Annotated in this window: 22 protein-coding genes; 12 read left to right on the top strand and 10 right to left on the bottom strand. The window is 68.3% G+C overall.

The window, feature by feature from the left end:
* Positions 1-120 precede the first annotated feature (120 nt).
* From KQH53_05625 to KQH53_05610, 4 genes are read left to right on the top strand one after another with little or no spacing between them, the layout of a single operon-like run.
* Positions 121-1,170, top strand: coding sequence for an N-acetylneuraminate synthase family protein (locus tag KQH53_05625; GenBank protein MCB2226139.1), 1,050 nt, complete (start codon positions 121-123; stop codon positions 1,168-1,170).
* Position 1,171: 1 nt separating this feature from the next.
* Complete coding sequence (gene neuC / locus KQH53_05620) at positions 1,172-2,329, top strand: UDP-N-acetylglucosamine 2-epimerase (hydrolyzing) (GenBank protein ID MCB2226138.1); 1,158 nt, start codon at positions 1,172-1,174, stop codon at positions 2,327-2,329.
* Between the two features lie 19 nt (positions 2,330-2,348).
* A complete protein-coding gene (locus KQH53_05615) occupies positions 2,349-2,927 on the top strand; it encodes an ankyrin repeat domain-containing protein (protein ID MCB2226137.1) in 579 nt (192 codons plus the stop codon).
* A 2-nt stretch (positions 2,928-2,929) separates the two neighbouring features.
* Complete coding sequence (locus tag KQH53_05610) at positions 2,930-4,336, top strand: hypothetical protein (GenBank protein MCB2226136.1); 1,407 nt, start codon at positions 2,930-2,932, stop codon at positions 4,334-4,336.
* Between the two features lies 1 nt (position 4,337).
* Here the strand turns inward: KQH53_05610 and KQH53_05605 are convergent, their stop codons facing one another.
* From KQH53_05605 to KQH53_05590, 4 genes are all read right to left on the bottom strand, one after another.
* Positions 4,338-5,501, bottom strand: a complete 1,164-nt coding sequence (locus tag KQH53_05605; protein MCB2226135.1) for a glycosyltransferase — start codon at positions 5,499-5,501, stop codon at positions 4,338-4,340.
* 11 nt (positions 5,502-5,512) lie between these two features.
* Positions 5,513-6,661, bottom strand: coding sequence for a glycosyltransferase (locus tag KQH53_05600; GenBank protein ID MCB2226134.1), 1,149 nt, complete (start codon positions 6,659-6,661; stop codon positions 5,513-5,515).
* Positions 6,662-6,789: 128 nt separating this feature from the next.
* Positions 6,790-7,149, bottom strand: a complete 360-nt coding sequence (locus tag KQH53_05595; GenBank protein ID MCB2226133.1) for a PAS domain-containing protein — start codon at positions 7,147-7,149, stop codon at positions 6,790-6,792.
* A 59-nt stretch (positions 7,150-7,208) separates the two neighbouring features.
* Complete coding sequence (locus KQH53_05590) at positions 7,209-8,606, bottom strand: MATE family efflux transporter (GenBank protein ID MCB2226132.1); 1,398 nt, start codon at positions 8,604-8,606, stop codon at positions 7,209-7,211.
* Positions 8,607-8,777: 171 nt separating this feature from the next.
* Between KQH53_05590 and KQH53_05585 the strand changes: the two genes are divergently transcribed.
* Positions 8,778-10,205, top strand: coding sequence for an APC family permease (locus tag KQH53_05585; GenBank protein MCB2226131.1), 1,428 nt, complete (start codon positions 8,778-8,780; stop codon positions 10,203-10,205).
* Positions 10,206-10,212: 7 nt separating this feature from the next.
* Here KQH53_05585 and KQH53_05580 read toward each other — a convergent pair whose 3' ends face one another.
* The 6 genes from KQH53_05580 to KQH53_05555 all read right to left on the bottom strand — a co-directional run bounded on the left by KQH53_05580 (position 10,213) and on the right by KQH53_05555 (position 14,702).
* Positions 10,213-10,926 (bottom strand): protein-L-isoaspartate(D-aspartate) O-methyltransferase, encoded by a 714-nt coding sequence (locus KQH53_05580; protein MCB2226130.1) that lies wholly within the window; start codon positions 10,924-10,926, stop codon positions 10,213-10,215.
* Positions 10,927-11,010: 84 nt separating this feature from the next.
* Complete coding sequence (locus KQH53_05575) at positions 11,011-12,369, bottom strand: PFL family protein (GenBank protein ID MCB2226129.1); 1,359 nt, start codon at positions 12,367-12,369, stop codon at positions 11,011-11,013.
* A gap of 77 nt (positions 12,370-12,446) precedes the next feature.
* A complete protein-coding gene (locus tag KQH53_05570) occupies positions 12,447-12,722 on the bottom strand; it encodes an ACT domain-containing protein (GenBank protein ID MCB2226128.1) in 276 nt (91 codons plus the stop codon).
* An 8-nt stretch (positions 12,723-12,730) separates the two neighbouring features.
* Positions 12,731-13,414 carry an endonuclease III gene (gene nth, locus KQH53_05565; protein ID MCB2226127.1) on the bottom strand — a complete coding sequence of 228 codons (684 nt, stop codon included), beginning with the start codon at positions 13,412-13,414 and terminating at the stop codon, positions 12,731-12,733.
* Positions 13,415-13,418: 4 nt separating this feature from the next.
* The gene (locus KQH53_05560; GenBank protein MCB2226126.1) at positions 13,419-13,982 is read right to left on the bottom strand and encodes a peptidyl-prolyl cis-trans isomerase; all 564 of its coding nucleotides are present in this window, start codon (positions 13,980-13,982) and stop codon (positions 13,419-13,421) included.
* Between the two features lie 57 nt (positions 13,983-14,039).
* Positions 14,040-14,702 carry a TIGR00730 family Rossman fold protein gene (locus KQH53_05555; GenBank protein ID MCB2226125.1) on the bottom strand — a complete coding sequence of 221 codons (663 nt, stop codon included), beginning with the start codon at positions 14,700-14,702 and terminating at the stop codon, positions 14,040-14,042.
* Between the two features lie 156 nt (positions 14,703-14,858).
* Between KQH53_05555 and KQH53_05550 the strand changes: the two genes are divergently transcribed.
* The 7 genes from KQH53_05550 to KQH53_05520 all read left to right on the top strand — a co-directional run bounded on the left by KQH53_05550 (position 14,859) and on the right by KQH53_05520 (position 25,135).
* Positions 14,859-16,451 carry an MBL fold metallo-hydrolase gene (locus tag KQH53_05550; GenBank protein ID MCB2226124.1) on the top strand — a complete coding sequence of 531 codons (1,593 nt, stop codon included), beginning with the start codon at positions 14,859-14,861 and terminating at the stop codon, positions 16,449-16,451.
* A gap of 3 nt (positions 16,452-16,454) precedes the next feature.
* The gene (locus KQH53_05545) at positions 16,455-18,950 is read left to right on the top strand and encodes a TIGR03960 family B12-binding radical SAM protein (protein MCB2226123.1); all 2,496 of its coding nucleotides are present in this window, start codon (positions 16,455-16,457) and stop codon (positions 18,948-18,950) included.
* Between the two features lie 7 nt (positions 18,951-18,957).
* The gene (locus KQH53_05540; protein ID MCB2226122.1) at positions 18,958-20,457 is read left to right on the top strand and encodes an Rne/Rng family ribonuclease; all 1,500 of its coding nucleotides are present in this window, start codon (positions 18,958-18,960) and stop codon (positions 20,455-20,457) included.
* A gap of 75 nt (positions 20,458-20,532) precedes the next feature.
* A complete protein-coding gene (locus KQH53_05535) occupies positions 20,533-22,092 on the top strand; it encodes a DUF116 domain-containing protein (protein ID MCB2226121.1) in 1,560 nt (519 codons plus the stop codon).
* Positions 22,085-23,125 (top strand): geranylgeranyl reductase family protein, encoded by a 1,041-nt coding sequence (locus tag KQH53_05530; GenBank protein ID MCB2226120.1) that lies wholly within the window; start codon positions 22,085-22,087, stop codon positions 23,123-23,125. Before KQH53_05535 ends, KQH53_05530 begins: the two co-directional genes overlap by 8 nt.
* On the top strand, positions 23,125-24,051 hold the full coding sequence (locus tag KQH53_05525; protein ID MCB2226119.1) for a hypothetical protein: 927 nt from the start codon (positions 23,125-23,127) through the stop codon (positions 24,049-24,051). The genes KQH53_05530 and KQH53_05525 overlap by 1 nt, the downstream gene beginning before the upstream one ends.
* A 16-nt stretch (positions 24,052-24,067) precedes the next feature.
* On the top strand, positions 24,068-25,135 hold the full coding sequence (locus tag KQH53_05520) for a radical SAM protein (GenBank protein ID MCB2226118.1): 1,068 nt from the start codon (positions 24,068-24,070) through the stop codon (positions 25,133-25,135).
* Positions 25,136-25,210: the final 75 nt, after the last annotated feature.

Below are 25,210 nucleotides of genomic sequence, written 5' to 3'. Positions count from 1 at the left end.
TGACCCCCGGGCCCGGCCCTTGGCAAGCGCGGCCGGGGCGCCCGCTTTACCAGCGCCAGGCCCCTTGCTAGAATGGGCTCACGGTTCGGCGAGGGGCCGGACCATTCAGGCGGGTGAAGCATGGATTATCAAGCGATAATGCTGGGCGAGCGGGAGTTGGGCCCCGGGGCCAAGCCCCTGGTCATCGCCGAGGTGGCCCAGGCCCATGACGGGTCCTTGGGATTGGCCCACTCCTACATCGACGCCGCGGCCCAGGCCGGGGCCGACGCGGTGAAGTTCCAGACCCACATCGCGGCGGCCGAGAGCACCCGCGACGAGGAGTTCCGGGTGCCCTTCTCCTATGAAGACGCCACCCGCTACGACTACTGGCAACGCATGGAGTTCACGCCCGAGCGGTGGGCCGGCCTGGCCGAGCACTGCGCCAAGGCGGGGATAATTTTCCTAAGCTCGCCCTTTTCGGTGCAGGCGGCCGAGCTCTTGGAACGCCTGGGCATGGTGGCCTGGAAGGTGGCCTCCGGCGAGCTGGACCACGCGCCGCTGCTGGAGTTCATGGCCTCCACCGGCAAGCCGGCCATCATTTCTTCCGGCCTCAGCGGCTGGGACGAGCTGGGCCGGGTGGCGGAGTTCTTCCGGGGGCGCGGCTGCCCGCTGGCCCTTATGCAGTGCACCACCGCCTACCCCGCTCCCTTGGAGCAGGCGGGCCTGGACAACATCGACGAAATGAAACGGCGCTTCGGAGCCCCAGCCGGGCTCTCGGACCACTCCGGCACCATCTACCCCGCCCTGGCCGCCCTGGCCCGGGGGGCGGATCTGGTGGAGGTGCACCTGGTTTTCGACAAGGCCATGTTCGGCCCGGACGCCAAGGCCTCGCTCACCCCGGCCGAACTGGCCATGGTTTGCTCGGGCCGCGACGCGGTGGTGGCCATGCGCGCCCCGGTGGACAAGGACGCCATGGCCCATGAAAAGACCGAGCTGCGCGCCCTGTTCGGCCGCAGCCTGGCCCCGGCCCGCGACCTGCCCGAGGGCCACGTGCTGGAGACCGACGATTTGATCCTTAAAAAACCCGGCGGCGGCATCCCCTGGGAGCAACGCGCTTCCCTGCTGGGCCGCCGCCTGGCCCATCCCGTTCCGGCCGAGCGTTTGCTCCGGCCCGAGGATCTTGAGGACTGATTTGGCGAAACGCAAGATATGCATCATCGTGGCCAGCCGGGCCAACTACGGGCGCATCAAGTCCCTGCTGGAGGCGGTGGAGGAGCATCCCGACCTGGAGCTCCAGCTCATCGTGGGCGCCTCGGGCCTGCTCTACCGTTTCGGCCAGGTGGTCAAGGTCATCGAGAAGGACGGCTTCCAGGTGACCGCCAAGGTCTATTCCATCGTGGAGGGCGAGAACCTCACCACCATGGCCAAGTCCACCGGCCTGGCCATCCAGGAGCTGGCCACCCTGTTCGAAAACCTTCGGCCAGACGTGGTGGTCACCGTGGCCGACCGCTTCGAGACCATGGGCACCGCCGTGGCGGCCAGCTACATGAACATTTGCCTGGCCCACACCCAGGGCGGCGAGGTGAGCGGCTCCATCGACGAGAGCGTCCGCCACGCCATCAGCAAGCTGGCTCATTTGCACTTCCCGGCCAATGAGCAGGCGGCGGGCATCCTCAAGCGCATGGGCGAGGACCCGGCGCGCATTTTCGTCACCGGCTGCCCGGCCATCGACCTGGCCGCCCGCGCGCCCAAGGAGATCGGCCAGGAGTTCTTCGCCCGCTACGGCGGGGTAGGGCCAGACATACAGGCCGACCAACCCTACCTGGTGGTGTTGCAGCACCCGGTGACCACCGAGTTCGGCCAGGGCATGGAGCAGATCAACCATACCTTGAGCGCGGTGATCGACAGCGGCATGCAGGCGGTGTGGCTGTGGCCCAACGTGGACGCGGGCAGCGACGAGGTTTCCAAGGGCCTGCGCATGTTCCGCGAGCGCAACCCCGAGGCGCCCATCCACTTCTATCGCAACTTCACGCCCGAGGATTACGTGACCCTTATCGCCAACGCGGCCTGCCTGGTGGGCAACTCCTCCAGCGGCATCCGCGAAGGCGCTTTTTTGGGCACGCCAGTGGTGAACATCGGCTCGCGCCAGGCTGACCGCACCCGGGGCCCCAACGTGGCCGACGCGCCCCATGACGCGGCGGCCATCCTGGCGGCCATCCGCGCGCAGGCGTCCCACGGGCCCTACCCCTCCGCCCCCATCTACGGCGACGGCACGGCGGGCAAGCAGATGGCCCAGGTGCTGGCCACGGCCGAGGTAAGCATCCAGAAGAAGTTCGTGCTCAACCAGTAAAGGCAAGGCAGGCACGCGCATGTCCCTGAACCTACCCAGCGCGCCGGCCCTCCTGCGGGGGGCGGTGGTGGCGGCCGCGGCCTTGGGGCTGTGGTTGGCCTGCCTGGCTTTGCAACCGCCGCCCACGCCCCTGATCAAAGCGGTGGGCGACGGCGACCTGACCCGGACCGAGGCCCTGCTCCAACAAGACCCCGCCTCGGTCAATCGGGTCTGCCTGGGCCGCGCAGCCTTGCACCTGGCGGTGCTCAAGGGCAACGCGCCCATGGTGGAGTTGCTACTCAGGCACGGGGCGGACATCGAGGCCCGGGACGCCCTGGGCGACACCCCCCTGCACGCAGCGGCCTTCGGCGTGGGCAAGGCGGTGATCAAGCCGCTGCTGGCCCACGGCGCTAACCCCGACGCGCGCAACCACGCGGGACAGACCCCCTTGCACCTGGCCGCCTACGCCTGGCCCAACCTCTACGCCCGCGACCAGAGCCGCACTTTGCTGCGCGCCGGTGCCGCGCCCGACCCCCGCGACCAAGCGGGCCTCACGCCCCGCGACTTGGCGGTGATCATGGGCAACGAGCCGGTGATCGATCTCCTGGAGAGGCCCTAGCCGTGCCCGGCACCAGCCAACAGGCCACGGTCATGCCCGAAGATGCCAGCCGTCCCCGGCCGGGGCGCAAGCTGTTGGCCGTGCTGGCGGCGATCGCCGCCTTGCGCCTGCTGCTGGGCCTGGGGCTCTATTGGACCGCGCCCGGCCCCTCCCCCACGGAGCAGCTCTATCAGGTGAGCGAGCGTCTCCTGGCCCCGGACGCGCCGCGCTTTTACGCGGCCGCCCTGCACATCGACCGCTTCTGGTCCGGCCGGCTGGGGCACTGCGAACCCGGCCTGACTCCGGAGTACCTGGGCTATCCCGCCCTGCTGGCCTCGCTGTTCCAGCTGACCGGGGCGGGGGTGTGGCCCGGCCTGGCGCTCAACGCCCTGGCCTGGTTCCTGGCCTCGCTGCTGGCCTTTTATCTGGCAGTCCGCCTGGGGCGCGGGCAAGCCGCATGTGCCTGGGCGGCCCTGCTGGTGGCCCTGTGGCCCCCGGCACTGGCCTACAACGCGGTGCTCATCAAGGACTCGGTGTTCCTGTGCCTGCTCATGGGGATCATGCTTTGCCTGGTGGCCGTGGCCTCGCCCCGCCGGCCCCGCGACTCCTGGCTGGCCGCCGCCTGGCTGTTGCCCCTGGCCTGGGTGGCCATGACCGTGCGCTTCGACTTCAGCACCCTGGGGTTGGTGGTGGCCGGGGCGGCCGGCGTCCTGGGCCTGGCCGGCGCGGTCTTCCGCTGGCGGCTGCTCACCGCCGCCGGGGTGGTGGCCGCCTGCCTGGCGGTGTTTTTCGCCTCCTGGCTGGCAACGCGTTGCGCCTTGGGCCCCGCCCTTATCCACGAACAGCAGCTGCACACTCCTCCCGTAACCTCGCTGGCCGAGCCGGTTGCCCCCGCCGCGCGGCCTGCCTGGCGGGCGGCGGCCCCCACGGAGCAGCCCGGCCCGGTCATCCAAAGCGCCCGGGAGGCCTGGCGCTATCTCTGGGGCAAGCGCTGGCTCTACGCGGCCAACGGCACGGCCAGCGCCCCGCCCGAGACCATGCTGATCGTGGACAGCCCTTCGTCCCTGGCCCGGCTGGCGGCCGCTTCGCTGCGCGACCTGTTCCTGTTCCCCTACCCTTGGCAGCGCTGGCCCAGCAGCGGAGGCGCCATCTCCAAGATAATCAGCGCCCAGAGCCTGTTCTGGTACGCCCTGCTGCCCGGCCTGGTGCTGGGCCTGGTTCGCCTGCTGCGGCGGCGGCCCCGCGCGGCCTTGCTGCTGTTGTTCTGGAGTTTGGGGGTGGGCGGGCTCTTGGCCCTGGTGGTGGTGAACCTGGGCTCGCTCTACCGGATGCGGGACATGATCATCCTGCCCCTGCTTGCCACGGTGTCCCTGCGCCCCTATGCCGCCCTGTGGCGCTGGGTGCGCTGGGGCAAGGCGGGCCGGAGCTGAGCTAGAGCCCCAGCTTTTTTGCCACCCGGCCTTGGGCCCAGGCCTCCAGGGTGCGCTCGGCCAGGCGCTCCACCCCGAAGTTTTCCTTCACCCGATGGCGAGCCCGCAGACCCAGGGCGCGGCGCTCTGCCGGGCTCATGGCCAGCAGCTCGCACAGGGCCCCGGCCAGGGCCGTTGGGTCGCCGGGCGCGACCACGCGGCCCGCCTCGCCCAGGATGCCGGGGGCGTCGCCCACCCTGGTGGCCACGCAGGGCAGCCCGCAGGCCATGGCCTCGCCAAGCACGTTGGGGAAGCCCTCGCCAAAGCCCGAAGCGCTGCACAGCACATCCAGGCCGTTGTAGACCTCCTCCACCGCATCGCGCCCGGGCAGCCAAAAGAGCCGGCCGTCCAGGCCAAGCTCGCGGCCCAAGGCCTGGAAGCGGGCCAGCCTATCGGCCGGGCCGTCACCCACGCAAACGAAACGAGCCTCGGGAAAACGCCCGGCCGCCAAGGCGGCGGCCTTTAGGAACCCGGGGTGGTCCTTGGCCGGGTCCAGGCGGCCCACCAGGCCCACCAGGTTCTGCTCCGGCGTCAGGCCCAGCTCGGCGCGCAGGCCCAGACCCTTCTCACGCGCCGGGGCGAAGCGCCGGGTGTCGATGCCGTTGGGCACCACCACCAGGCGATCGGCCGCGAAACCGGCACCCCGCGCCTGTTCCAGGCCGGCGTGGGAGTTGCAGATGATCAGGTCGGCCAGGCGGGACATGGGCCGTTCCAGGCGGAAGGTCAGACGCTCGAACCAGCCATAGCGGCTCCAGTCGGTGTTGGAGGCGCGCACCCCCCACACCACCGCCGCGCCGGGCAGCAGGGGCCTTAGCCCCGCGGCCACCAGGTTGGGCACGTCCAGATAGGTGACCAGCACCTGGGTGCCCAGGCCGCGCAGGGTGCGGGCCAGGCGGGGCAGGAAGCCCACCAAATCCCAGCGGCCGCCCTTGCCCATGCCCACCACCCGGCAGCCCGCGGCCAGGAGCTCTTTTTCCAGAGCCCCGCCGGGATAGAACACCACCACCGAGACCCGATGCCCCCGCCGGACCAGCTCGCCGGCCAGCATCACCACCTGACGCTCGGCCCCGCCGTAGAGCATGGAACGCATGAGAAAGGTGACTTTGAGCGGGGGCAGGCTTGCCATGGGCCGCTTCCTCAGTGATGGGCGTGCGGAGGCAAAAAGCGGTGGTAGAGATTTTCGTAGGCCCGGGCCATGGCCGCCAGGGAGAAGTGCTCCTTGATGCGGCGGCGAGCCGAAAGCCCCAGGGCGCGGCGCTCATCCGGGGACATGGCCAGCACCTGCTTAATGGCTTCGGCCAGGGCCGCGCTGTCGCGGGGGGGCACCACCAGGCCGGTTTCGCCCACCAGGCGGCCGCTGTCGCCCACGTCGGTGACCACGTTGGGCACCCCGCAGGCCATGGCCTCGCTCACCGCGTTGGACATGCCCTCGCCAAAGGCGCTGGAGGAGACGTGCAGGTCCATGGCCTCCAGCCAGCGGGGGATGCCGGTGTGGCGGCCGGCCAGGATGACCCGGCCCGCCAGGGGCGGCTCCAGGGCCTCCTTGAGGGCCGGGTTGCCCGGCTCCATGTTCAGGCCCAGGGTGACCAGGCGGGCGTTGGGAAACTGCTCCAGCACCTCGCGGAAGGCCCGGAACAAGGAGGCGTGGTCTTTCATGGGGTCGAAACGGGCCACCTTGCCGATGAGCAAATGCTCCTCGCCCAGGCCCAGCTCGGCGCGCACCTCGGCCCGGGCCGCGGGATCGGGGCGGTAGCCCTCGGTGTCGAAACCGTTGGGGATCACCAGCATGGACTTGCGGGGATAGCCCTGGGCCGCGTGGAAATTCACCCCCACGTGGCTGTTGGACACGATGGCCACGGGCCAGCGGGAGGCGGCCGCGCAGGCCTTTACCAGCACGCGGGTGGTGGCGCGGTACTCGGCCAGCTCCATGTTGGAACAGAACACCCCCCAGGTCACCGGAGCGCGGCCGCTCAGGCGCGCGGCCATGAGCGCCATGAGGTTGGCGTGGTACATCCATCCTTGCACCAGCTCGGGCCGGGTGTCCTGCATGATAGCCCGCAGGCGGCGCACCCCCTCGAGCAAGGCCACGGGCTTGGGCTCCAGGCCCAGGCTGATCACCTCGGCCCCGGCCTGGCGCATCTGCTCGGCCATGGGGCCTTCCGGGCCCAGGCCCACCACGGTATGGCTGAAATGCTCCGGGTCGCTGGCCGCGACCAGGCGCACCAGTTGTATTTCAGCCCCCCCCACCATGGTGGTGGTGATGGCGTGCAAGATCCGGTGAGGCAATGTAATGAACTCCTCGTATGACCCTCCTCCCGCCGGTCATGGCCGGGAGGCACCCCTGGAGGGGCATAATCCCGCTACTGGGAGCGTAAGTCAAGCGGGCTGGTCCACGGGACGTCCGGAGGCGCGGATCAAGCGTGGTTCAGCCCCTGGAGCACCACCACCGCGTGCAGCACCCCGGCCCACTCCCCGTCCTTCATCCATGGGGCCACCCGGACGGCGAAGCGCTTGTCTCCCCGTTCCAGGACCCAGCTGAACTCGCCGCGCTCGCCCGAGGCATAAGCCGCCAAGATGGCGTCGATGCGCTCATTGCTGGCCGGGTTGTGCAGCTCGCGCACGTCGCGGCCGATATAGGATGGCTTGCGGTCCAGGATGGTGGCCGCGTAGGGGTTGTAATAGAGCACCCGGGCCTCGCGGTCCAACACGGTGAGGGCCACCGGGGCCTGGGCCAAAAGCTCCACGGGAGGGGCGGGCAAAGGCTGTGTATCCATGAGTGCGTCTCCGGAACTGGCGGGATGTATTTCAGCTTAGGCGGAGCGGGGCGGCCGGGTCAAGGCAGAGGCTCGGGCGTGGGAGGGCTCTCGATGACCCGCATCTTTTGCCAAGCTCCCCGCCGGAAGCGCCAGCGGAAGCTCAGACCCATGGCCACCACATAGAGCACCACGCAGCCCCACAGGAAATCTAACCCCAGCCCCAACACCTCCAGCCCCACCCAGGCGGGGATGATGAGGATGCTCAGGGCGGCCAGGCCCATGGTCCACATGACGAAGTAGATGTCGCCCGCGCCCTTGAGCGCGCCCATGTAAATGATGGCCAGGGCGTCGAACAGGGTATAGAGCGCCACGAAGCGCAAGAGGGTCACCCCCAGGGTCATGAGCTGGGCCCGGGCCTCCGGGCTGGCCTGGGCGTCCATGAAGGGGCTCATGAGCAAGTGGGGCAGCAGCACGAAGCTCAGGGCCACCAGCCCCATGTAGGCCAGGGTGATGTGCAGGGTGGAGGCGGTGGCCTCCACGCCGTCGGCGGGGCGGCCCGCGCCGATGGCCTGGCCCACCAGGGTGCTCACCGCGATGGACAGCCCGATCATGGGTAAAAAGGACAGGGTGCTGATGGCCATCACGATGTTGGTGGCGGCCAGCTCCGCCCGGCCCAAGCGCCCCACCATGAACACGAAGAAGGTGAAGGCGAAGATGTCCATGAAGAACTGCACCCCGCCGGGCAGACCGAAGCGCATCAGGCGGGCGAAAAGCGCGCGATCCAGGGCCCGGGAACGCCACACCGCGAAGAGGCGGTCGTGCTCCGGCCGGAACACGGCCAAGGCGAACAGCAGCACCATCACCGCCTGGGAGGTCACCGTGGCCAGGGCCGCGCCCACGATGCCCAGCTCCGGGAAAGGCCCCACCCCGTAGATGAGCAGATAGTCCAGGGGGATGTTGAGCCCCGCGCTGATCAGGTTTATCACCATCACCGGGCGGGTGAGCCCCCGGCCGGAGAAGAAGCAGCTCAGGGTGGTGGCCATTACCACCATCCCCGCTCCCAGGGTGAGGATGCGGAAGTAGACCACCTCCAGGCGCTGCACCGGCTCGGGATGCCCGCCCAGGGCGAACAGCGGCCCGGCGATGAACCACAGGCAGGCCAGCAAAAGGCCTGCCCCCAGGGAGAAATAGATGCCCTGCCACAGCGCCGCGCCCACCCGCTCCCGGGCTCCGGCCCCCACGTATTGGGCCACGAACACGTTGACATAGCCGGTGACGCCCATGAAAAAACACAGGGCCACGAAAGAGGCGATGCCCGCCGGCAGGGAGGCGGCGATGGCGTCCACCGAGTAGTTGGCCAGAAACACCCGGTCCGTGAAGTGGATCAGAGAGGTGCTGCCAAAGCTCACCACCAGGGGCAGGCCCACGGCCAATACCTGGCGATAGCCATTGGGTTGTGACCAACGCTTGAACATCACGATGCCTCGGGTTACTTATTGGGGGCGGCAACAGACGCAACAAATGTATAGGTAGGCCCCGGATGTGTCAACGGCAAGCGGCCTTGACAAACCCCCTGTTCATGCCTGAATTTGAACTGACGATTTTACCAGGCGGCGCGGGTCCGTCCATATCAGGGAGAGGCGAACATGCCGGACAACATGGGCAACGGGCCGCGGCGCACTCTGGGCATCTTCACCCTGGCCATGATCAACATGGCCGCCATCCTCACCCTGCGCAACCTGCCGCTTATGGCCTTCTACGGCCTGGCCTCCATTTTCTATTACGGCGTGGCCGCCCTGGCCTTTTTCGTGCCCGTGGCCCTGGTGGCCGCCGAGCTGGCCACCACCTACCCCGAGTCCGGCGGGGTCTACGCCTGGGTCAAGCGCGGCTTTGGCCCCAGATACGGCTTTCTGGCGGTGTGGATGGACTGGGTGGAGAACGTGGTGTGGTTCCCCACGGTGCTCTCCTTCGTGGCCGCCACCATCGCCTACGCTCTGAACCCCAGCCTGGACGAGAACAAGTTGTTCATGGTCACGGTGATGCTGGTGGTCTACTGGGGCGCCACCTTCGCCAACTTCTTCGGCATGAAGGCCTCGGGCATCATCTCCAGCGTGGGCACCATCGCCGGCACCCTGATCCCGGGCACCCTGCTGATCGTCATGGCCGTGGTGTGGCTTCTCAAGGGCGGCGGGGTGCAGTTCGAGGTGTCCTGGGGCGCCATGATGCCGGACCTGAAATGGGCCAACATGTCCTTTTTCGCCGGGGTGATTCTGGGCTACTTCGGAATCGAGATGGCCGCCTTCCACGCCAAGGAGGCCCGCGACCCGCGCAAGGACTACCCCAAGGCCATCATGCTGGCCGTGGTGGCCATCGTGGCCGTGTTCATGATGGGCTCGCTGGCCATCGCGGTGGTGGTGCCGGCCAAGGACATCAGCCTGGTGGCCGGGCTCATGCAGGCCATGGAGCGCTTTTTCGACCCCTTCGGCCTCAAATGGCTGGTGCCGGTGCTGGCCGTATTGGCCGCGGCCGGGGGCATCGCCCAGATATCCACCTGGCTGGTGGGCCCCTCCAAGGGCCTGTTGGCCACCGCCCGCGACGGCTCGCTGCCCTCTTCCTTGCAGAAAGTGAACCGCAAGCACATGCCGGTGTCCATCCTGATCGCCCAGGGCATGGTGAGCACCGTGTTCATCCTGCTTTTCCTGCTGGTGCCCAACGCCAACAGCTTCTACTGGATTCTCTCGGCCCTGACCGCCCAGCTCACGGTGATCATGTACATCCTCATGCTGGGCGCGGGCATCCGCCTGCGCTACAGCGACCCCGAGGCCAAGCGGGCCTATCAGGTGCCCGGCGGCAAGCTGGGCATGTGGATCATCGGCGGGGTGGGCCTGTTCTCCTGCTTTTTCGCCTTTTTCGTGGGGTTCGTGCCGCCGGTGGACGTGAAGACCGGCGGGCTCATCGGCTTCGAGGCCTTCCTGGTGCTGGGCATCGTGGCCCTGTCGGCCCCGCCCTTTATCCTGGACCGCATCAAGAAGGCCTCCTGGCTGCCCAAGCATCCCGAGGAGCTGGAAGACTAGCGCCCCTCTATTTTTTGCCGGGCTTGCCGCCCACCAGAGGCACGAAGCGCACCGGCAACAGGGTCTGCTGGCTGATCTTGCCGTTTTGGTCCTTGAGCACCAGGGTGAGCTCCTCGCCGCCCGAGTCCGCGCCCACCGGGATGACCATGCGCCCGCCGGGAGCCAACTGCTCCAAGAGGGCGGGCGGTATCTCCTTGGCCCCGGCGGTGACCACGATGCGGTCAAAGGGCGCCTGATCGGGCCAGCCGAAGTGCCCGTCGGCCAGCTTTACCTTCACTCCCTGGTAGCCCATGCCCTTGAGGGTGGCGGCGGCCTTTTCGGCCAGCTCGGGGATGATCTCCACGGTGTAGACCTGAGCGCCCATCACCGCCAGCACCGCCGCCTGATAGCCCGAGCCCGTGCCGATCTCCAGCACCTTGAGTCCGGGGCGCACCCGGAGCAGCTGGCTCATGTAGGCCACGATGAAGGGCTGGGAGATGGTCTGGCCCTGGCCGATGGGCAAGGGGTGATCCTCGTAGGCCTGGGGACGCCAGGCCGGGTCCACGAACTGGTGGCGGGGCACGGTGCGCATGGCGGCCAGCACCAGGGGCGAGCTGATGCCCCGGTCGGCAATCTGGGTATCCACCATGCGCTGGCGGGCGGCCTGGTAGGGGTCGTCGGCCAGGGCGGGCCAGGCGGCCAGCAACAGCAGCGCGGCCAGCAGCAGGATCAGCCGTTTCATGAGGTTCCTCCCCATCGGTACAAGGCGCCGCGCCGGGGCGCTACCCGCGGCACAGCCAGGCGTGGCCGCGTCCGCCGAAACCGCCTAGTTGGTCAGCGAGCGGATAGGCGCGGGCAGGCGCCCCCCCCGGGCCACGAACTTCTCGCCCGAAAAGGGCGACAAGGGCATGACCGGCGCGCGGCCCAATAGGCCCCCGAAGTCCAGCATGTCGCCCGCCACCATGCCCGGGGCGGGAATCACCCGCACCCCGGTGGTCTTGTCGTTGGCCATGCCGATGGCCAGCTCGTCGGCGATGAGCGCGGCCAAGGCGGCGGGGCTGGTGTCGCCAGGCACGGCGAACATGTCCAGGCCCACGGAGCACACCGCGGTCATGGCTTCCAGCTTCTCCAGGGTGAGGGCCCCGGCCTGCACCGCCTCGATCATGGCCGAGTCCTCGCTCACCGGGATGAAGGTGCCCGAGAGCCCGCCCACGTGGCCCGAGGCCATGGCCCCGCCCTTTTTCACCGCGTCTATGAGCAAAGCCAGGGCGGCGGTGGTGCCGGGGGCGCCCACCCGCTCCAGGCCCATGCCCTCTAAAATCTCGCCCACGCTGTCGCCCATGGCCGTGGTGGGGGCCAGGCTGATGTCCACCACCCCGAAGTTGACCCCCAGGCGGCGGGCCAGCTCGCGGCCCACCAGCTCGCCGGCGCGGGTGATCTTGAACACGGTGCGCCGGATGATCTCCGAGAGCATGGTGAGGTCGCAGTCGGGATGCTGGGCCACCACCGCGTTGACCACGCCGGGTCCGCTGATGCCCACGTTGAGCGCGGTGTCGGGCTCGCCCCCGCCGTGGAAGGCCCCGGCCATGAAGGGGTTGTCCTCGGGCGCGTTGGCAAAGGCCACGAACTTGGCGCAGGCGATGCCCTTGTCCGCCGCCGCGGCCATGTCCTTGAGGATGTGGCCCAAACGGGCGATGGCGTCCAGGTTCATGCCAGCCTTGGTGGAGGCCAGGTTCAAGAAGCCGCAGATACGCTGGGTGTTGCCCAATACCTGGGGCAGCGACTCCATGAGGCGGTTGTCTGCGTTGGTGGCCCCCTTTTGCAACAGGGCCCCCCAACCGCCGATGAAGTCCACCCCCGCCTCGGCCGCCGCCGCGTCCAGGGCGCGGGCCAGGGTCAGCGGGGCCTCGTCGCCCGGGCAGGGCTCCAGGAGCCAGGCCGCCGGGGTGATGGACATGCGCTTGTTGACGATGGGCAGGCCCAGGGACTCGGTGACCGCCGCCGCCTCGCTCACCAGGCGCGAGCCCAGGCGGGTCAGGCGCTCGCGGGCCGCCTCGGCCAGCTGCTCCGGGTCGCGGGCCATGAGGTCCTTGAGGTTCACCCCCAGGGTCACCGCGCGGATGTCGAAATGCTCGAAGAGGATCATCCCCGCGGTTTCGAAGACTTCCTCAACCCCGAATTCCACCGTTAGCTCCTAGCTGGAATAAATTGTTCGCGTCATGTCGCGCCCGGCACAGCCAGGCAATGGCAGGCGAGGCCGGCCTAGACCCGGTGCATGGCCTTGATCACGGCCTCGTTCTGCAACATCACCGTGAGGTCCATCTCCGCGGCCAGGCCGTCCAGGGCCTTGCGCAGCACGGCGGGATCGCTGCCGCCGGTCAGGTCCACCAGCATGGTCATGACAAAAGTGCCGTCCATGACCTTTTGCTGCACGTCCATGATGTTGCCCCCGTGCTCAAAGCACAGGTTGGAGACCTTGGCGATGATGCCCTTCTGGTCCTTGCCCAGCACCACCACGAACACGCGTTCCTTGTCCATGGCCCCTCTCAGTCGTTCACATGCTGCTGCCCGAAGGGGCAGTGTTTGAGCAGGCCGCAGTCACCGCAGGCCGGCTTGCGGGAGTGGCAAACCTGGCGGCCGTGGAAGATCACCTGGTGGCTGAACATGGTCCAGCGCTTCTCCGGGACGATCTCCATGAGCTGGAACTCGGCCTTGACCGCGTCCTTCTGGTCGATGAACTCCAGGCGCAGGCACACCCGGCCCACGTGGGTGTCCACGGTGATGCCCGGCACGCCAAAGGAGTTGCCCAGGACCACGTTGGCCGTCTTGCGCCCCACGCCGGGCAGCTTGACCAAGGCCTCCAGGTTGTCCGGCACCTGGCCGCCGTGCTCTTCCATGATCTTCTGGGCCGCGCCCTTGATGGACTTGGCCTTGTTGCGGAAAAAGCCGGTGGGCCGCACCGCCTGCTCCAGGTCGCCCGGGTCGGCCCCCGCGAAGTCCTTTACCTTGGGATACTGCTTGAACAGCTCTGGCGTGACCTGGTTCACCCGCTCGTCGGTGCATTGGGCACTGAGGATGGTGGCCACCAACAGCTCCCAGGGGGTGGAATAGTTCAGGGCGCAGTGGGCCTTGGGATAAAGGCGGTCCAGGGCCGCCAGCACCGCCTTGACCCGCTTGGGGTCGGGAGGCTGCCAGCCCTGGACGCTCTTATCGGCCTTGGATTTGGCCAAGGGTCTACTCCGAGATCACCACGGCCTTGTTGATCACCACCGGCTCCACGGGCACGTCCTGGTGCATGCCCTTGGTGGTGGTGGGCACGTCCTTGATCTTGTCCACCACGTCCTGGCCCTGGGTCACCTTGCCGAACACCGCGTAGCCCCAACCCTGGGGGTTCTTGCCGGTGTGGTTGAGGAAATCGTTGTCCGCCACGTTGATGAAGAACTGGGCGGTGGCGCTGTTGGGGTCCATGGTGCGGGCCATGGCCAGGGTGTACTTGTCGTTCTTCAGGCCGTTGTCCGCCTCGTTCTCGATGGGGGCCTTGGTGGCCTTCATGCCCATGTCGGACTTGAAGCCGCCACCCTGGATCATGAAGCCGTCGATGACGCGGTGGAAGATGGTGCCGTCGTAGAAGCCGTCCTTCACGTAGGCCAGGAAGTTGGCCACGGTCTTGGGCGCCTTGGCCTCGTCGAGCTCGATTACTATGTCGCCTTTGCTGGTCTCAAGTTTGACCACGGGATTGCTCCTTGCGGCCAGGGCAGCCGCCCCGGCGGTGAGAGTGAGGGCCACGGTCAGCGCCATGGCCAACAAAGTTTTGCTAAAGTTCATTTTGGCCGCCATTCCCGGCGCGGACGCCGGCTAGAGAATAACTACCTGCTTGATCAGCTTGACCACCTCGGCCGGGTCGTCCATCACCCGGAAGAAGTCCAGGTCCTCGGGGCTGATCATGCCTCCGCCAAGCTGCTTTTCCTTGATCCAGTCTACCAGCCCGCCCCAATAGTCGCTGCCCATGAGGATCACCGGGAAAGGCCGGATGCGGCGGGTCTGGATGAGGGTGAGGGCCTCGGCCATCTCATCCAGGGTGCCGAAACCGCCGGGCATGACGATGTAGGCCACCGAGTACTTGACGAACACCACCTTGCGCACGAAGAAGTAGCGGAAGTCCAGGCGGACGTTGGCATAGGGGTTGGGCCGCTGCTCAAAGGGCAGTTGGATGTTGAGCCCCACCGAATGGCCCCCCGCCTCGGTGGCCCCCTTGTTCCCCGCCTCCATGACCCCGCCGCCCCCGCCGGTGATCACCGAGAAACCGGCCTCCACCAAAAGGCGGCCCATCTCCTCGGCCAGAAGGTATTCCGGGCTGCCCGGGGCCACCCGGGCCGAGCCGAAGATGCTCACCCCCTTGGGTATGTTGCTCATGGCGTCGATGCCGTCCACGAACTCGCTGATGATGCGGAACATGCGCCAGGATTCCCGGGCGCTTAGGGCGTCTATTACGTATTGCTGCTCGCTTTTTTCCGACATGGGCCTTTCCTGGTTGTGGGCCGGTCTCCCCGGGGGGCGACCGCCGTCAAATGCCCTGTTATACTAACCGAACGTTTTCGTATGGTCACTGGATTGCCTGTCCGCTGTCAAGACGGGGGCCGCTCCGGCACGGCCTCGCACGAAGGAGAGCACCGAATGCAACTCACTTGCCTGGGCGCTGCCCGCACCGTCACCGGATCATCTTACCTCATAGAACTAGACGACGACCGCTGTTTCCTGGTGGACTGCGGCATGTTCCAGGGTAGCGGGCAGCTGGAGCGGCGCAACTGGGTGGGCACCCCCTACCGCCCGGCCGACCTGAAGGCCATCTTCATCACCCACGCCCACATCGACCACTCCGGCCTGGTGCCCCGCCTGGTGCGCCTGGGCTTCAAGGGCAAGGTGATCGCCACCAAGCCCACCTGCGAATTGCTCAAGATCCTGTGGCTGGACTCGGCCCACATCCAGGAGATGGAGGCGGAGTGGCAGAGCAGGAAGAACCGCCGGGCGGGCAGGAACGCCCTGGAGGCGCTCTACGAAACCCCGGACGCCGAGGCGGCCATCGAGCTGCTGACCCCGGTGGAGCACCATTGCTACGAGGAGTTCATCCCCGGGGTGCGCGTCTGCTTCTACGACGCCGGACACATCCTGGGCGCGGCCAGCCTGCACCTCACCCTGAGCGAGAACGGCGGCGAGCACCGCATCGGCTTCTCGGGGGACGTGGGGCGGCCCAACCAGCTCATCGTGCCCGACCCCGAGACCATGGAGCCGGTGAACACCCTGTTCATGGAGACCACCTACGGCAACCGCGCCCACAAGTCCCTGCCCGATAGCATGGACGAGCTGTTGAGTATAGTGAAAGAGGCCTATGCCGAGGGCGGCAAGGTGCTTATCCCGGTGTTCGCGGTGGAGCGCAGCCAGGAGATCATCTACACCCTGGCCGCGGCCCAGCGCCGGGGCGAGCTGCCCGAGGACATGCCGGTGTTTTTGGATTCGCCTCTGGCCATCAACGCCACCCGCATCTTTAGGGACCACCCCGAGTTTTTCGATGACGAGACCAAGGCCATCCTGGAGGCGGGGCACACCCCCCTGGACATGCCCAACCTCAAGTTCACCACCACCACCGAGGAGAGCCAGGGCATAAACCGGGTCATGGGCCCGGCCATCATCCTGGCCGGCAGCGGCATGGCCAACGCGGGGCGCATCAAGCACCATCTGAAGCACAACCTCTGGCGGCCCAACACCCACGTGGTGATCGTGGGCTTCCAGGCCAAGGGCACCACCGGCCGCTTGCTGGTGGAGGGCGCGGACAAGGTGAAGATCTTCCGCGAGGACGTGGCGGTCAGGGCCAAGGTCCACACCATCAACGGCTTCTCGGCCCACGCCGATCAGAGCGAGCTGCTGCACTGGCTGGAGCCCCTGGCCCGCCCCGGCGTGGTGGTCAACCTGATCCACGGCGAGGAGGAGCAGTCCCTGGCCTTCAAGCGCGTGGCCATGGGCCAGTTCCACAAGGTGCGCTTCCACCTGCCCCGCTGGAACGAGATCATGCAGCTAAAGGCCTACCCGCCGGAGATGGTGCAGGTGGAGCCCAGCGAGCTGGCCGCCCAGGCCCGCGAGCTCAGCGGCCGCCTGGCCGAGCTGGCCTCGCGTCTGGAGAGCGGCAAGCAGGCCGACCTGGCCGAGGCCGCGATATGGCTCAGGGCCTTCAAGTCGGCCGACAAGGCCATGCTCATGAACGAGGCCGACTAAAGCGTGGACCGGCGAGGACTCATAAGCGGGGTGGAGAAACCGGCCCGCTATCTGGGCGGCGAGCCCGGCTCGGTGGTCAAGGACCAGAGCCGGGTGCGGCTCAACTTCGCCTTGGCCTTTCCCGAGGTCTACGAGATCGCCATGAGCCATCTGGGCATCAAGGTGCTCTACGAGTCCCTGGCCAAGCGGCCCGACGTGGCCGCCGAGCGGGTGTTCTGCCCCTGGGTGGACCTCTTGGAGCTGCTGCGCGCCCAAGGCGAGACTCTCTGGTCCCTGGAGACCGGCCGCGCCCTGGGCGAGTTCGACGTGATCGGCTTTTCCCTGCAATACGAACTGACCTACACCAACCTCCTGGCCATGCTCTCCCTGGCCGGGGTGCCGCTCAAGCGCGAGGAGCGCGGGCCGGAGCATCCCCTGGTTATCGCGGGCGGCCCGGCCATGGTCAACCCCGAACCTTTGGCCGACTTTTTGGACCTGGCCGTGGTGGGCGAGGCCGAGGAATTGCTCGACTCGCTCATGGACCTGTTCATCCGGGCCAAGGAGGAGAGCTGGCCCCGGGAGCGGCTTTACGCCGAGGCCGTGGCCATCGAGGGGGTCTACGCGCCAGCCATGTTCGCGCCGATGTACGAGAACGGCCGCTTGCAAGAGATAAAGGCCCTGAACCCCGCCCACCCCAAGGCGCGGCGGCGAATAGTGCCCGACATGGGCGCCCACCAGCCTCCGGCCCGGCCCATCGTGCCTGCGGTGACCCCGGTGCACGACCGTCTGGGGGTGGAGGTGTCGCGGGGCTGCACCCGGGGCTGCCGCTTCTGCCAGGCGGGCTTCATCTACCGCCCGGTGCGCGAGCGGCCACCGGAGCAGGTCTATGGCGCTGCTCTGCAGGGCCTGGACGACAGCGGCCTGGAGGAACTGGCCCTGTTGTCGCTTTCCACCAGCGACTACTCCTGCATCGAGCCCCTGGCCGGGGCGCTGATGGACGCCCTGGAGCCCCGGCGCATCAGCCTGAGCCTGCCCAGCCTGCGCATGGATTCCCTGGGCGAGGGACTGATCAACCAGATCAAGCGGGTAAGGAAAACCGGCTTCACCCTGGCGCCCGAGGCGGGCAGCGAGCGCCTGCGCCGGGTGATCAACAAGAACCTGAGCGAGGAGCAGATCCTGGCCACGGCCCGCACCGTCTACGGCTTGGGCTGGAACCTGGTCAAGCTCTACTTCATGCTGGGCCTGCCCACCGAGACCGATGAGGACGTGGCCGCCATCGGCCGCCTGGCCGCCCTGGTGGCCGGCGAGGGCCGGGCCCTGGGCCGGGGCCGGGGCAGGAATCCCCTGGTCAACGCCTCGCTGGGCCTGTTCGTGCCCAAGCCGCACACCCCCTTTCAGTGGGAAGGGCAGCTCGACCTGGAGCAGGCCCGGGAGCGCCTGGCCCAGGCCAAGTCCGGCATGGGCGACCGCAAGGTCAAGGCCAAGTGGAACGACCCCTACACCAGCGTGATCGAGGGGGTTCTGAGCCGGGGCGACCGCCGTTTGGGCCCGGTGCTTCTCAAGGCCCTGGAGCTGGGCTGTGTGTTCGACGGCTGGAGCGAGCACCTGAAGTACGACGCCTGGCTGCGGGCCCTGGAGGACAACGGGCTCTCACTGGCCGACTATTTGCGCCCCCGCGAACAAGACGAGGTGCTGCCCTGGGAGCACATCGAGGTGGGGGTCACCAAGCAGTATCTCTGGGCCGAGCGGGAACGCGCCCTGACCGGGGAGTCCACCGCCGACTGCCGGACGGGACGCTGCCTGGACTGCGGAGTGTGCGACCACAAGCTCATCAAGCCGCGCCTGGCCACCGGGGCCGACCTGCCCGCCCCGCCGCCCGCGCCCGAGCCCGAGGGCGAGCGCCTGCGCTACCGTTTTCGTTTGGCCAAGACCGGCACCGCCCGCTTTTTGGGGCATCTGGAAATGCTCCGGCTCATCGAGCGGGGGCTCCGGGCTGGGGGCGTGGAGCTGGCCTACACCCAAGGCTTCCATCCCCACGCCTTGGTGAAGACCGCCGCCGCCCTGAGCCTGGGAGTGGAGAGCCTGGCCGAAGTGCTGGAGATCACCACCCCGCGCTCCTATGACCCCGAGGACCTGGCCGCGCGGGTGAACCCCCATTTGCCCGCCGGGCTCTCGCTGCACGACGGACGCCTGGGCCGCCCGGGCGAAAAGCTGGTGGACCCGCCCATTGCCGCCTATCGGGTGGAGCCCTCGGTCCCCTTGGACCCGGGGCGGCTGCACGCTTTTCAGGAGGCCGCGGATTGGACTATGCTTAGGCAGTCCCCCAAAGGCTCCAAGGAGATCGACCTGAAGGCGGCAATCAAGCGCATGGAGCTGGAGGACGGGGCCCTGCTGTTGGAGGTGGGCTCCGCCGGGGGAAGGCCCAAACCGGGCGAGGTGCTGATCAGCGTGTTCGGCCTGAGCCCGGCCGAGGCCGCGGCCAGCCGGGCGTTGAAGATGCCCGCGAGCCAGGAAAGTTAGGGAAAGCATGGCGGCCACTCTGCTCATAAATTCGCGCTCCTACGAGACCCGCGTGGCGCTGCTGGAAAACGGGCAGTGCGTGGAGGTCTACGTGGAGCGCCACAAGCAGATGTCCCTGGCGGGCAACGTGTATCTGGGCCGGGTGGCCCGGGTCTTGCCCGGCATGCAGGCCGCCTTCGTGGACATCGGCCTGCCCAAGGCCGCCTTCCTCTACGTAAGCGACGTTTACGAGCCCCCCGAGGAGATGCAGTGGGACGCCGGCGAGGTGCCCCCCGAGGCCCAGAAGAGCCCGGGCAGCCGCATCGAGCACATGCTGCGGGAGGGCCAGGAGATCATGGTGCAGGTGGCCAAGGAGCCCCTGGGCAACAAGGGCGCGCGCATCACCAGCCACGTCACCCTGCCCGGCCGCAATTTGGTGCTCATGCCCACCATCGACCACGTGGGGGTGAGCCGGCGCATCGAGGACCTGGAGGAGCGCCAGCGCCTGCGCGAGATGATCGAGGACCTCCGGCCCGCCGGCATCGGCTTCATCGCCCGCACGGTGAGCGAGGGGGCCGACCGCCAGAAGCTATCGGCGGAGATGGACTTTCTGCGCTCCCTGTGGGACTCCATTGGCCAGCGCCGGAGCACCGCCGGGGTGCCCTCGCTGCTCCATCAGGATTTGTCGGTGAGCCTGCGGGCGGTGCGCGACCTGTTCACCCGCGAAGTGGACCACCTGATCATCGACGATCAGGCTGAGTTCGACCAGGTAATCGAGTTCGTCTCCACCTTCATGCCCCGCCTGCTGCCCAGCGTGGAGCTCTACGACCGGGGCGATCCGATCTTCGACGCCTTTGAGGTGGAGCCCGAGCTGGCCCGCGCCCTGGAGCGCAAGGTCTGGCTGAAAAGCGGCGGCTACGTGGTGATCGAAAAAACCGAGGCGCTCACCAGCATCGACGTGAACACCGGACGCTACGTGGGCGGGCACAACTTGGAAGAGACGATCCTCAAGACCAACCTGGAGGCGGTCAAGGAGATCGCCTGCCAAATTCGGCTGCGGGACATCGGCGGGCTCATCGTCATCGACTTCATCGACATGGAGCGCGAGGAGAACCGCGAGCGGGTGGTGGCCGCGCTCAAGGACGCCCTGGCCGCCGACCGCTCCAAGACCAACGTGCTGCCCATGAGCCCCCTGGGCCTGGTGGAGATGACCCGCAAGCGGGTGCGCGAGTCTTTGGGCGAGTCCCTGGGCGAGAGCTGCTTCTACTGCGAGGGCAGCGGCCGCCTGCGCGACCCCACCACCGTGTGCTACGAGATCTTCCGCGCCCTGGAGCGCGAGATGCGCAACTCGGTGGCCGGGGTGGTCAGCGTGATGGTGCATCCCCAGGTGGCCGAGGTGATGCTCCAGGAGGAGCGCTTTGCTCTGGAGGAGCTGGAGGCCAATCTCAGCCTGACCATCCACGTGGTGCCCAACCAAAGCCTGCACCGGGAGCATTTTCAGCTCCGCCCCGAGGCGGGGCGTCCCTGAGCCCTGTCCCTTGCCGGGCGCCGCGCCTGGAGATAGGCTTGGGCCCTAGAATGAAACCTCAAGCGTGACGACGCCGTGGCCCGCTTCCGCCTTTTAGACCCCGGACCGCTCAGCGCGGCCGAAAACATGGCCCTGGACGAGGTGCTCACCCGCCGGGCCGGCGCCGGGCTAAGCCCCCCTACCCTGCGCTTTCTCGTATTCCAGCCCGACGCCGCCCTGGTGGGCTATCACCAGCAGATGGAGCGCGAGCTTCGCCTGGACTATTGCCGCGAGCATGGCATCGCCCTGGGCCGCCGCCTCACCGGGGGCGGGGCCATCCTGTTCCAGAGCTCGGCCCTGGGCTGGGAGCTGATCGCGCCCTGGGGCGAGCCTCCCTTCAACGGAGGCTTCAACCCGGTGCTGGAGCGCATCTGCCAGGCGGCCGCTCAAGGGCTGAGCCGCTTGGGCATCGAAGCCGAGTTTCGGCCGCGCAACGATATTGAGGTGCATGGCCGCAAGATATCCGGCACTGGGGGCATGGTTTTGGAAGGCGGGGCCATGTTCCAGGGCACCGTGCTGGTGCACAACGAGATCGAGCGCTTCCTAAAGGCCTTGCGCGTGCCGGTGGAAAAGCTCAAGCGCCGCGAGATCGAGTCGCTCATGGAGCGGGTGGCGTTCCTCGAAGAGCTGTTGGGGCGGCCGGTGGAGCACGCCGAGATAAAAGCTGCCCTGGCCGAGGGTTTTGCAGAGGCCCTGGGCCTGGAGCTCACCCCCGGAGGCATTAGCGACGGAGAGCGCGCCGGGCTGGCCGAGCGCCTGCCCTATTTCCGCTCCGAAAAGTGGCTGCGCAGCAGCTCCACCCCCAGCGGGCAGCCCGCCTGGCTCAATTCGTATTTTCAGGGCGAGGGCGGCAGCCTGCGGGTGCACCTCTGGCTGGACCGGAGGGGAGCGCGGGCGCAAAAGGCGCTGATCAGCGGCGACTTCTTCTCGCGGCCCCAACGCCTGGTGGCTGACCTGGAGGCCGCGCTCATGGGGGCCAAGGCCGAGCCCGAGGCGCTGCGCGCCAAGGTGCGTGAGTTTTTCGCGGGCGGCCCCGGCGAGCTGGTGGGCCTGAGCCCCGAGGAGGTGGCCCAAGCGGTGGCCATGGCCGGGGCGCGGCGGGTCTTGGCCCGCTCCCTGGACCAGGAAGCGGCCTCGGAGTTGTTTTTGGTGGGCCTGGAGCCGGGCGAGGCCCTGGCCGAGCAAGCCCAATGGCTGCTGCTCCCCTACTGCGCCAAGCCGCCGGCCTGCGAGTTCCGCAAGGTGCCCGACTGCGCCCAGTGCGGCGAATGCCAATTCGCGGACATGTACGCCCTGGCCGAAGAGCTGGGCCTGACCCCGGTGAGCGTGCAGTCCTTCGAGCACCTCATGGAGGCCATGACCTGGATCAAAAGCCGGGGCGGCCGCTTCGTGGGATCGTGCTGCGAGGCCTTTTACAGCAAGCACCAACGGGAGATGGAGGACAGCGGCGCCCAAGGGGTGTTGATCAACCTGGACTCCACCACCTGCTACGACCTGGGCAAGGGCATGGCCGCCTATGCCGGGCATTTCGACAACCAGACCGAGATGAACACCCAGCTCATCGAGCGGGTGGCGAGGGCCATGGGCCATGCCTGAGCGGGTCGACGTATTGGTGGTGGGCGGTGGGCCAGCCGGAGCCCTGGCCGCGCGCGAGGCGGCTGTGGCAGGGGCCAAGGTTTTGCTGACAGACCAGAAGGCCCGCTTCGGCGCCCTGCCTCACTGCGCGGAGTTCGTGCCGCGCCTGTTGGCCGCGGAGGTGGAGTTCCCGCCCCACGGCAAGAGCCAGCCCGTGGCGGGCATGGTCAGCGTCATCGGAGGCGATGAGCGCTTCATGCCCGGGCCGGGCTGGATCCTGGACCGCCAGGTGTGGGACCACGGCCTGGTCATGCAGGCCGTGGGGGCCGGGGCCCTGGCCTGGGCCGGCACCCGGCTCACCGGCCGCGAGGGCGAAATCTGGGGCCTCAAGCGCGGCGGCCGCGTGGTGGAGGTGATCGCCGGGGCGGTGGTGGCCGCCGACGGCGCGGCCTCGGCCACGGCCCGCCTGAGCGGGTGGGAGCGCCAGGCGCTCATGGCCGGGGTGCAGATGCAGGTGCCCCTGGCCCGGGCCATGGAGCGCACCCGGGTTTACCTGGACCCAGCCTTTAAGCACGGCTACGCCTGGCTCTTTCCCAAGGGCGCGGCGGGCAACCTGGGCCTGGGCTGCCGCACCGAGGCCAAGCCTTTGCGCCGTTTGGAGGAGCTGAGGCAAAAGCTGGAGGCTGACGGCATGATCAAGCCCGGCGTACTGGCCATGGCCGGGGGGGCCATCCCGGTGGGCGGGGTGCGCCAGAAGCTGAGCCGGGGCCGGGTGATCCTGGCCGGGGACGCGGCCGGGCTGCCCCACCCCATCACCGGGGCGGGCATCCCCCAGGCGGTGTTCTCGGGCATCCTGGCCGGCCGGGCGGCGGCGCGCCGAGCCGGGGGCGACGGCGCGGCGGGCGAAAACTACCAGCATGAGCTGCTGGGCCGCTACGGCCGCAACCTGCTGGCCGGGCTGGTGGCCCGGCAAAAGATGGAGGCCGGGTGGGAGAGCGAGGATTTCGCCGGACTCATGGCCAAGGTGTGGCCCGGTTGGCGGGGGGAGAAATGATGCCTGAGCTGGAAGCCAAGTTGGAGCGGGCGCGGGAGCTGTCCCACGCCGCCTTCGGGGCGCGCCTGGACATTTTTCTGCCGGGCATGTTCACCGCCTACGGCCGTACCGGCCGCTATCCGGCGGTGAGCATCACCGGCAAGACCTGCGCCCTGGGCTGCGACCACTGCCGGGGCAATCTGCTGAAAACCATGCGCGCGGCCACCAACGCGGACAAGCTCTACGCCCTGGGCAAAAAGCTGGCCGCCTCGGGACAGGAAGGCATGCTCATCTCCGGGGGCAGCGACCCGCGCGGCCGCCTGCCTTGGGGAAAGGTGCTCCCGGCCATAGAGAAGCTGGCCGTCGAGACCGACCTGATCCTCACCGCCCACGTGGGGCGCATCGACCGCGAGACCGCCCGGGCCCTCAAGGCGGCCGGGGTGCGCCAGGCCTTGGTGGACGTGGTGGGCTCCGAGGGCACGGCGCAAAGGGTCTTACACCTGGCCGACGGCCTGGCCGGGCAGAGCGAAACCCTGGAGGCCTGCCGGGAAGCGGGTCTGGAGCTGGCTCCGCACATCATCCTGGGTTTGGACCACGGCCATCTGCACGGCGAGGAGCACGCCCTGGAGCTGGTGGCCGGGCTGGAGCCCAAGCGGGTGGTGTTCGTGGTGCTCATGCCCCTGAAGGGCACCCCCATGGCCGGGGCCGAGCCGCCCAGCGTGAATGAGGTGGCCGAGTTTTTGGCCACGGCCCGGGAGCGCCTGCCCCACATCCGCCAGCACCTGGGCTGCGCCCGGCCTCGGGGGCGCTACCGCCGGGAGCTGGACGCCCTGGCGGTGAGAGCCGGGATCAACGCCCTGGCCATACCCAGCGACGGAGCCCTGGACCAGGCCCGGGAGTTGGGTGTAGAAGTTAGCTTCCGGGACACCTGCTGCTCCCTGGCTTGATTAAGGAGACGACCCTATGCCTTTGGCCGCCGCCCAAACACCTCTGAGCGAATCCAGCCCCGACCAGGTGCGTCTGTCCCTGGCCGCGGCCATGACCCTGGGCTTTGCCGAGGGGCGCTTCTACCGCAACGCCCGCCTGGGCTGCATCAACCTGCTCCTCACCTACCCCGGCGGGTGCAAGGCCAACTGCTCCTTCTGCGGCCTGGCCCGCGAGAGCCAGGTGGCCGAGGGCGACCCCCGCTTCCAGAAGTTCATCCGGGTGACCTGGAAGGCCTATGACCTGGACGAGGTGGTGGCCCGCTGCGCGGCGGCCCCGCCCCACGTGGAGCGGGTCTGCGTGTCCATGATCACCCACCCCCGGGCCAAGGCCGACGTCTTGGAGGTGTGCCGCCGGGTGCGCGCGGGCTCTCACCTGCCGGTGAGTTTGTTGATCGCGCCCACCTTGCTCAAAGCCTCGGACCTGAAGGACATGAAGGAAGCCGGGGCCGACCGCATCGGGGTGGCCATTGACGCGGCCACGCCCGAGCTCTTTGCCCAACTCCGGGGCAAACCCGCCGGAGGCCCCCACCGCTGGGAGCACTACTGGGACATCTACGAGGAATCGGCCCGCATCTTCGGCCAGGACATGGTGGGCGTACACCTGATCTACGGCCTGGGCGAGCGCGAGCAGGACCTGGCCCTGGCCATGGACCGGGCCCGCCGCATGGGCGGCTCCACCCATCTGTTCTGCTTCTACCCCGAGCGCTTCAGCGCGCTGAGGGACACCCCCCAGCCCCCGCCGGGAGGCTACCGCCGCATCCAGCTGGCCCGCTGGCTCATCGACCACGACCAGGCCCGGGCCGAGGACATGCGCTTCGACGGCGAGGGCCGCATCGTGGGCTTCGGAGCCGACGAGGCCGCGGTGGAGGCGGCCATCGCCTCGGGCCGTCCCTTCATGACCTCGGGCTGTCCCGGGGCCTCGGGCGAGGTGGCCTGCAACCGGCCCTATGGCAACGAACGGCCCGGCCCGGACCTGCGCAACTACCCCTTCCCCCTCATCGAGGACGACATCAGCCTGGTGCGCCGCCAGCTTTCCGAATACTAAGAGCGGCCCATTCATACCTTTTTGCGGCCCTTTGGGGTTGCGGGGGCCGGTTGCTGGTGTTATATCTCTACAATT

The sequence above is a fragment of the Desulfarculaceae bacterium genome (genome assembly GCA_020444545.1).
GTDB lineage: Bacteria > Desulfobacterota > Desulfarculia > Desulfarculales > Desulfarculaceae > Desulfoferula.
The sequence above is the reverse complement of the archived record's forward strand: the minus strand, read 5'-3'. Positions and strand labels throughout refer to the sequence as shown.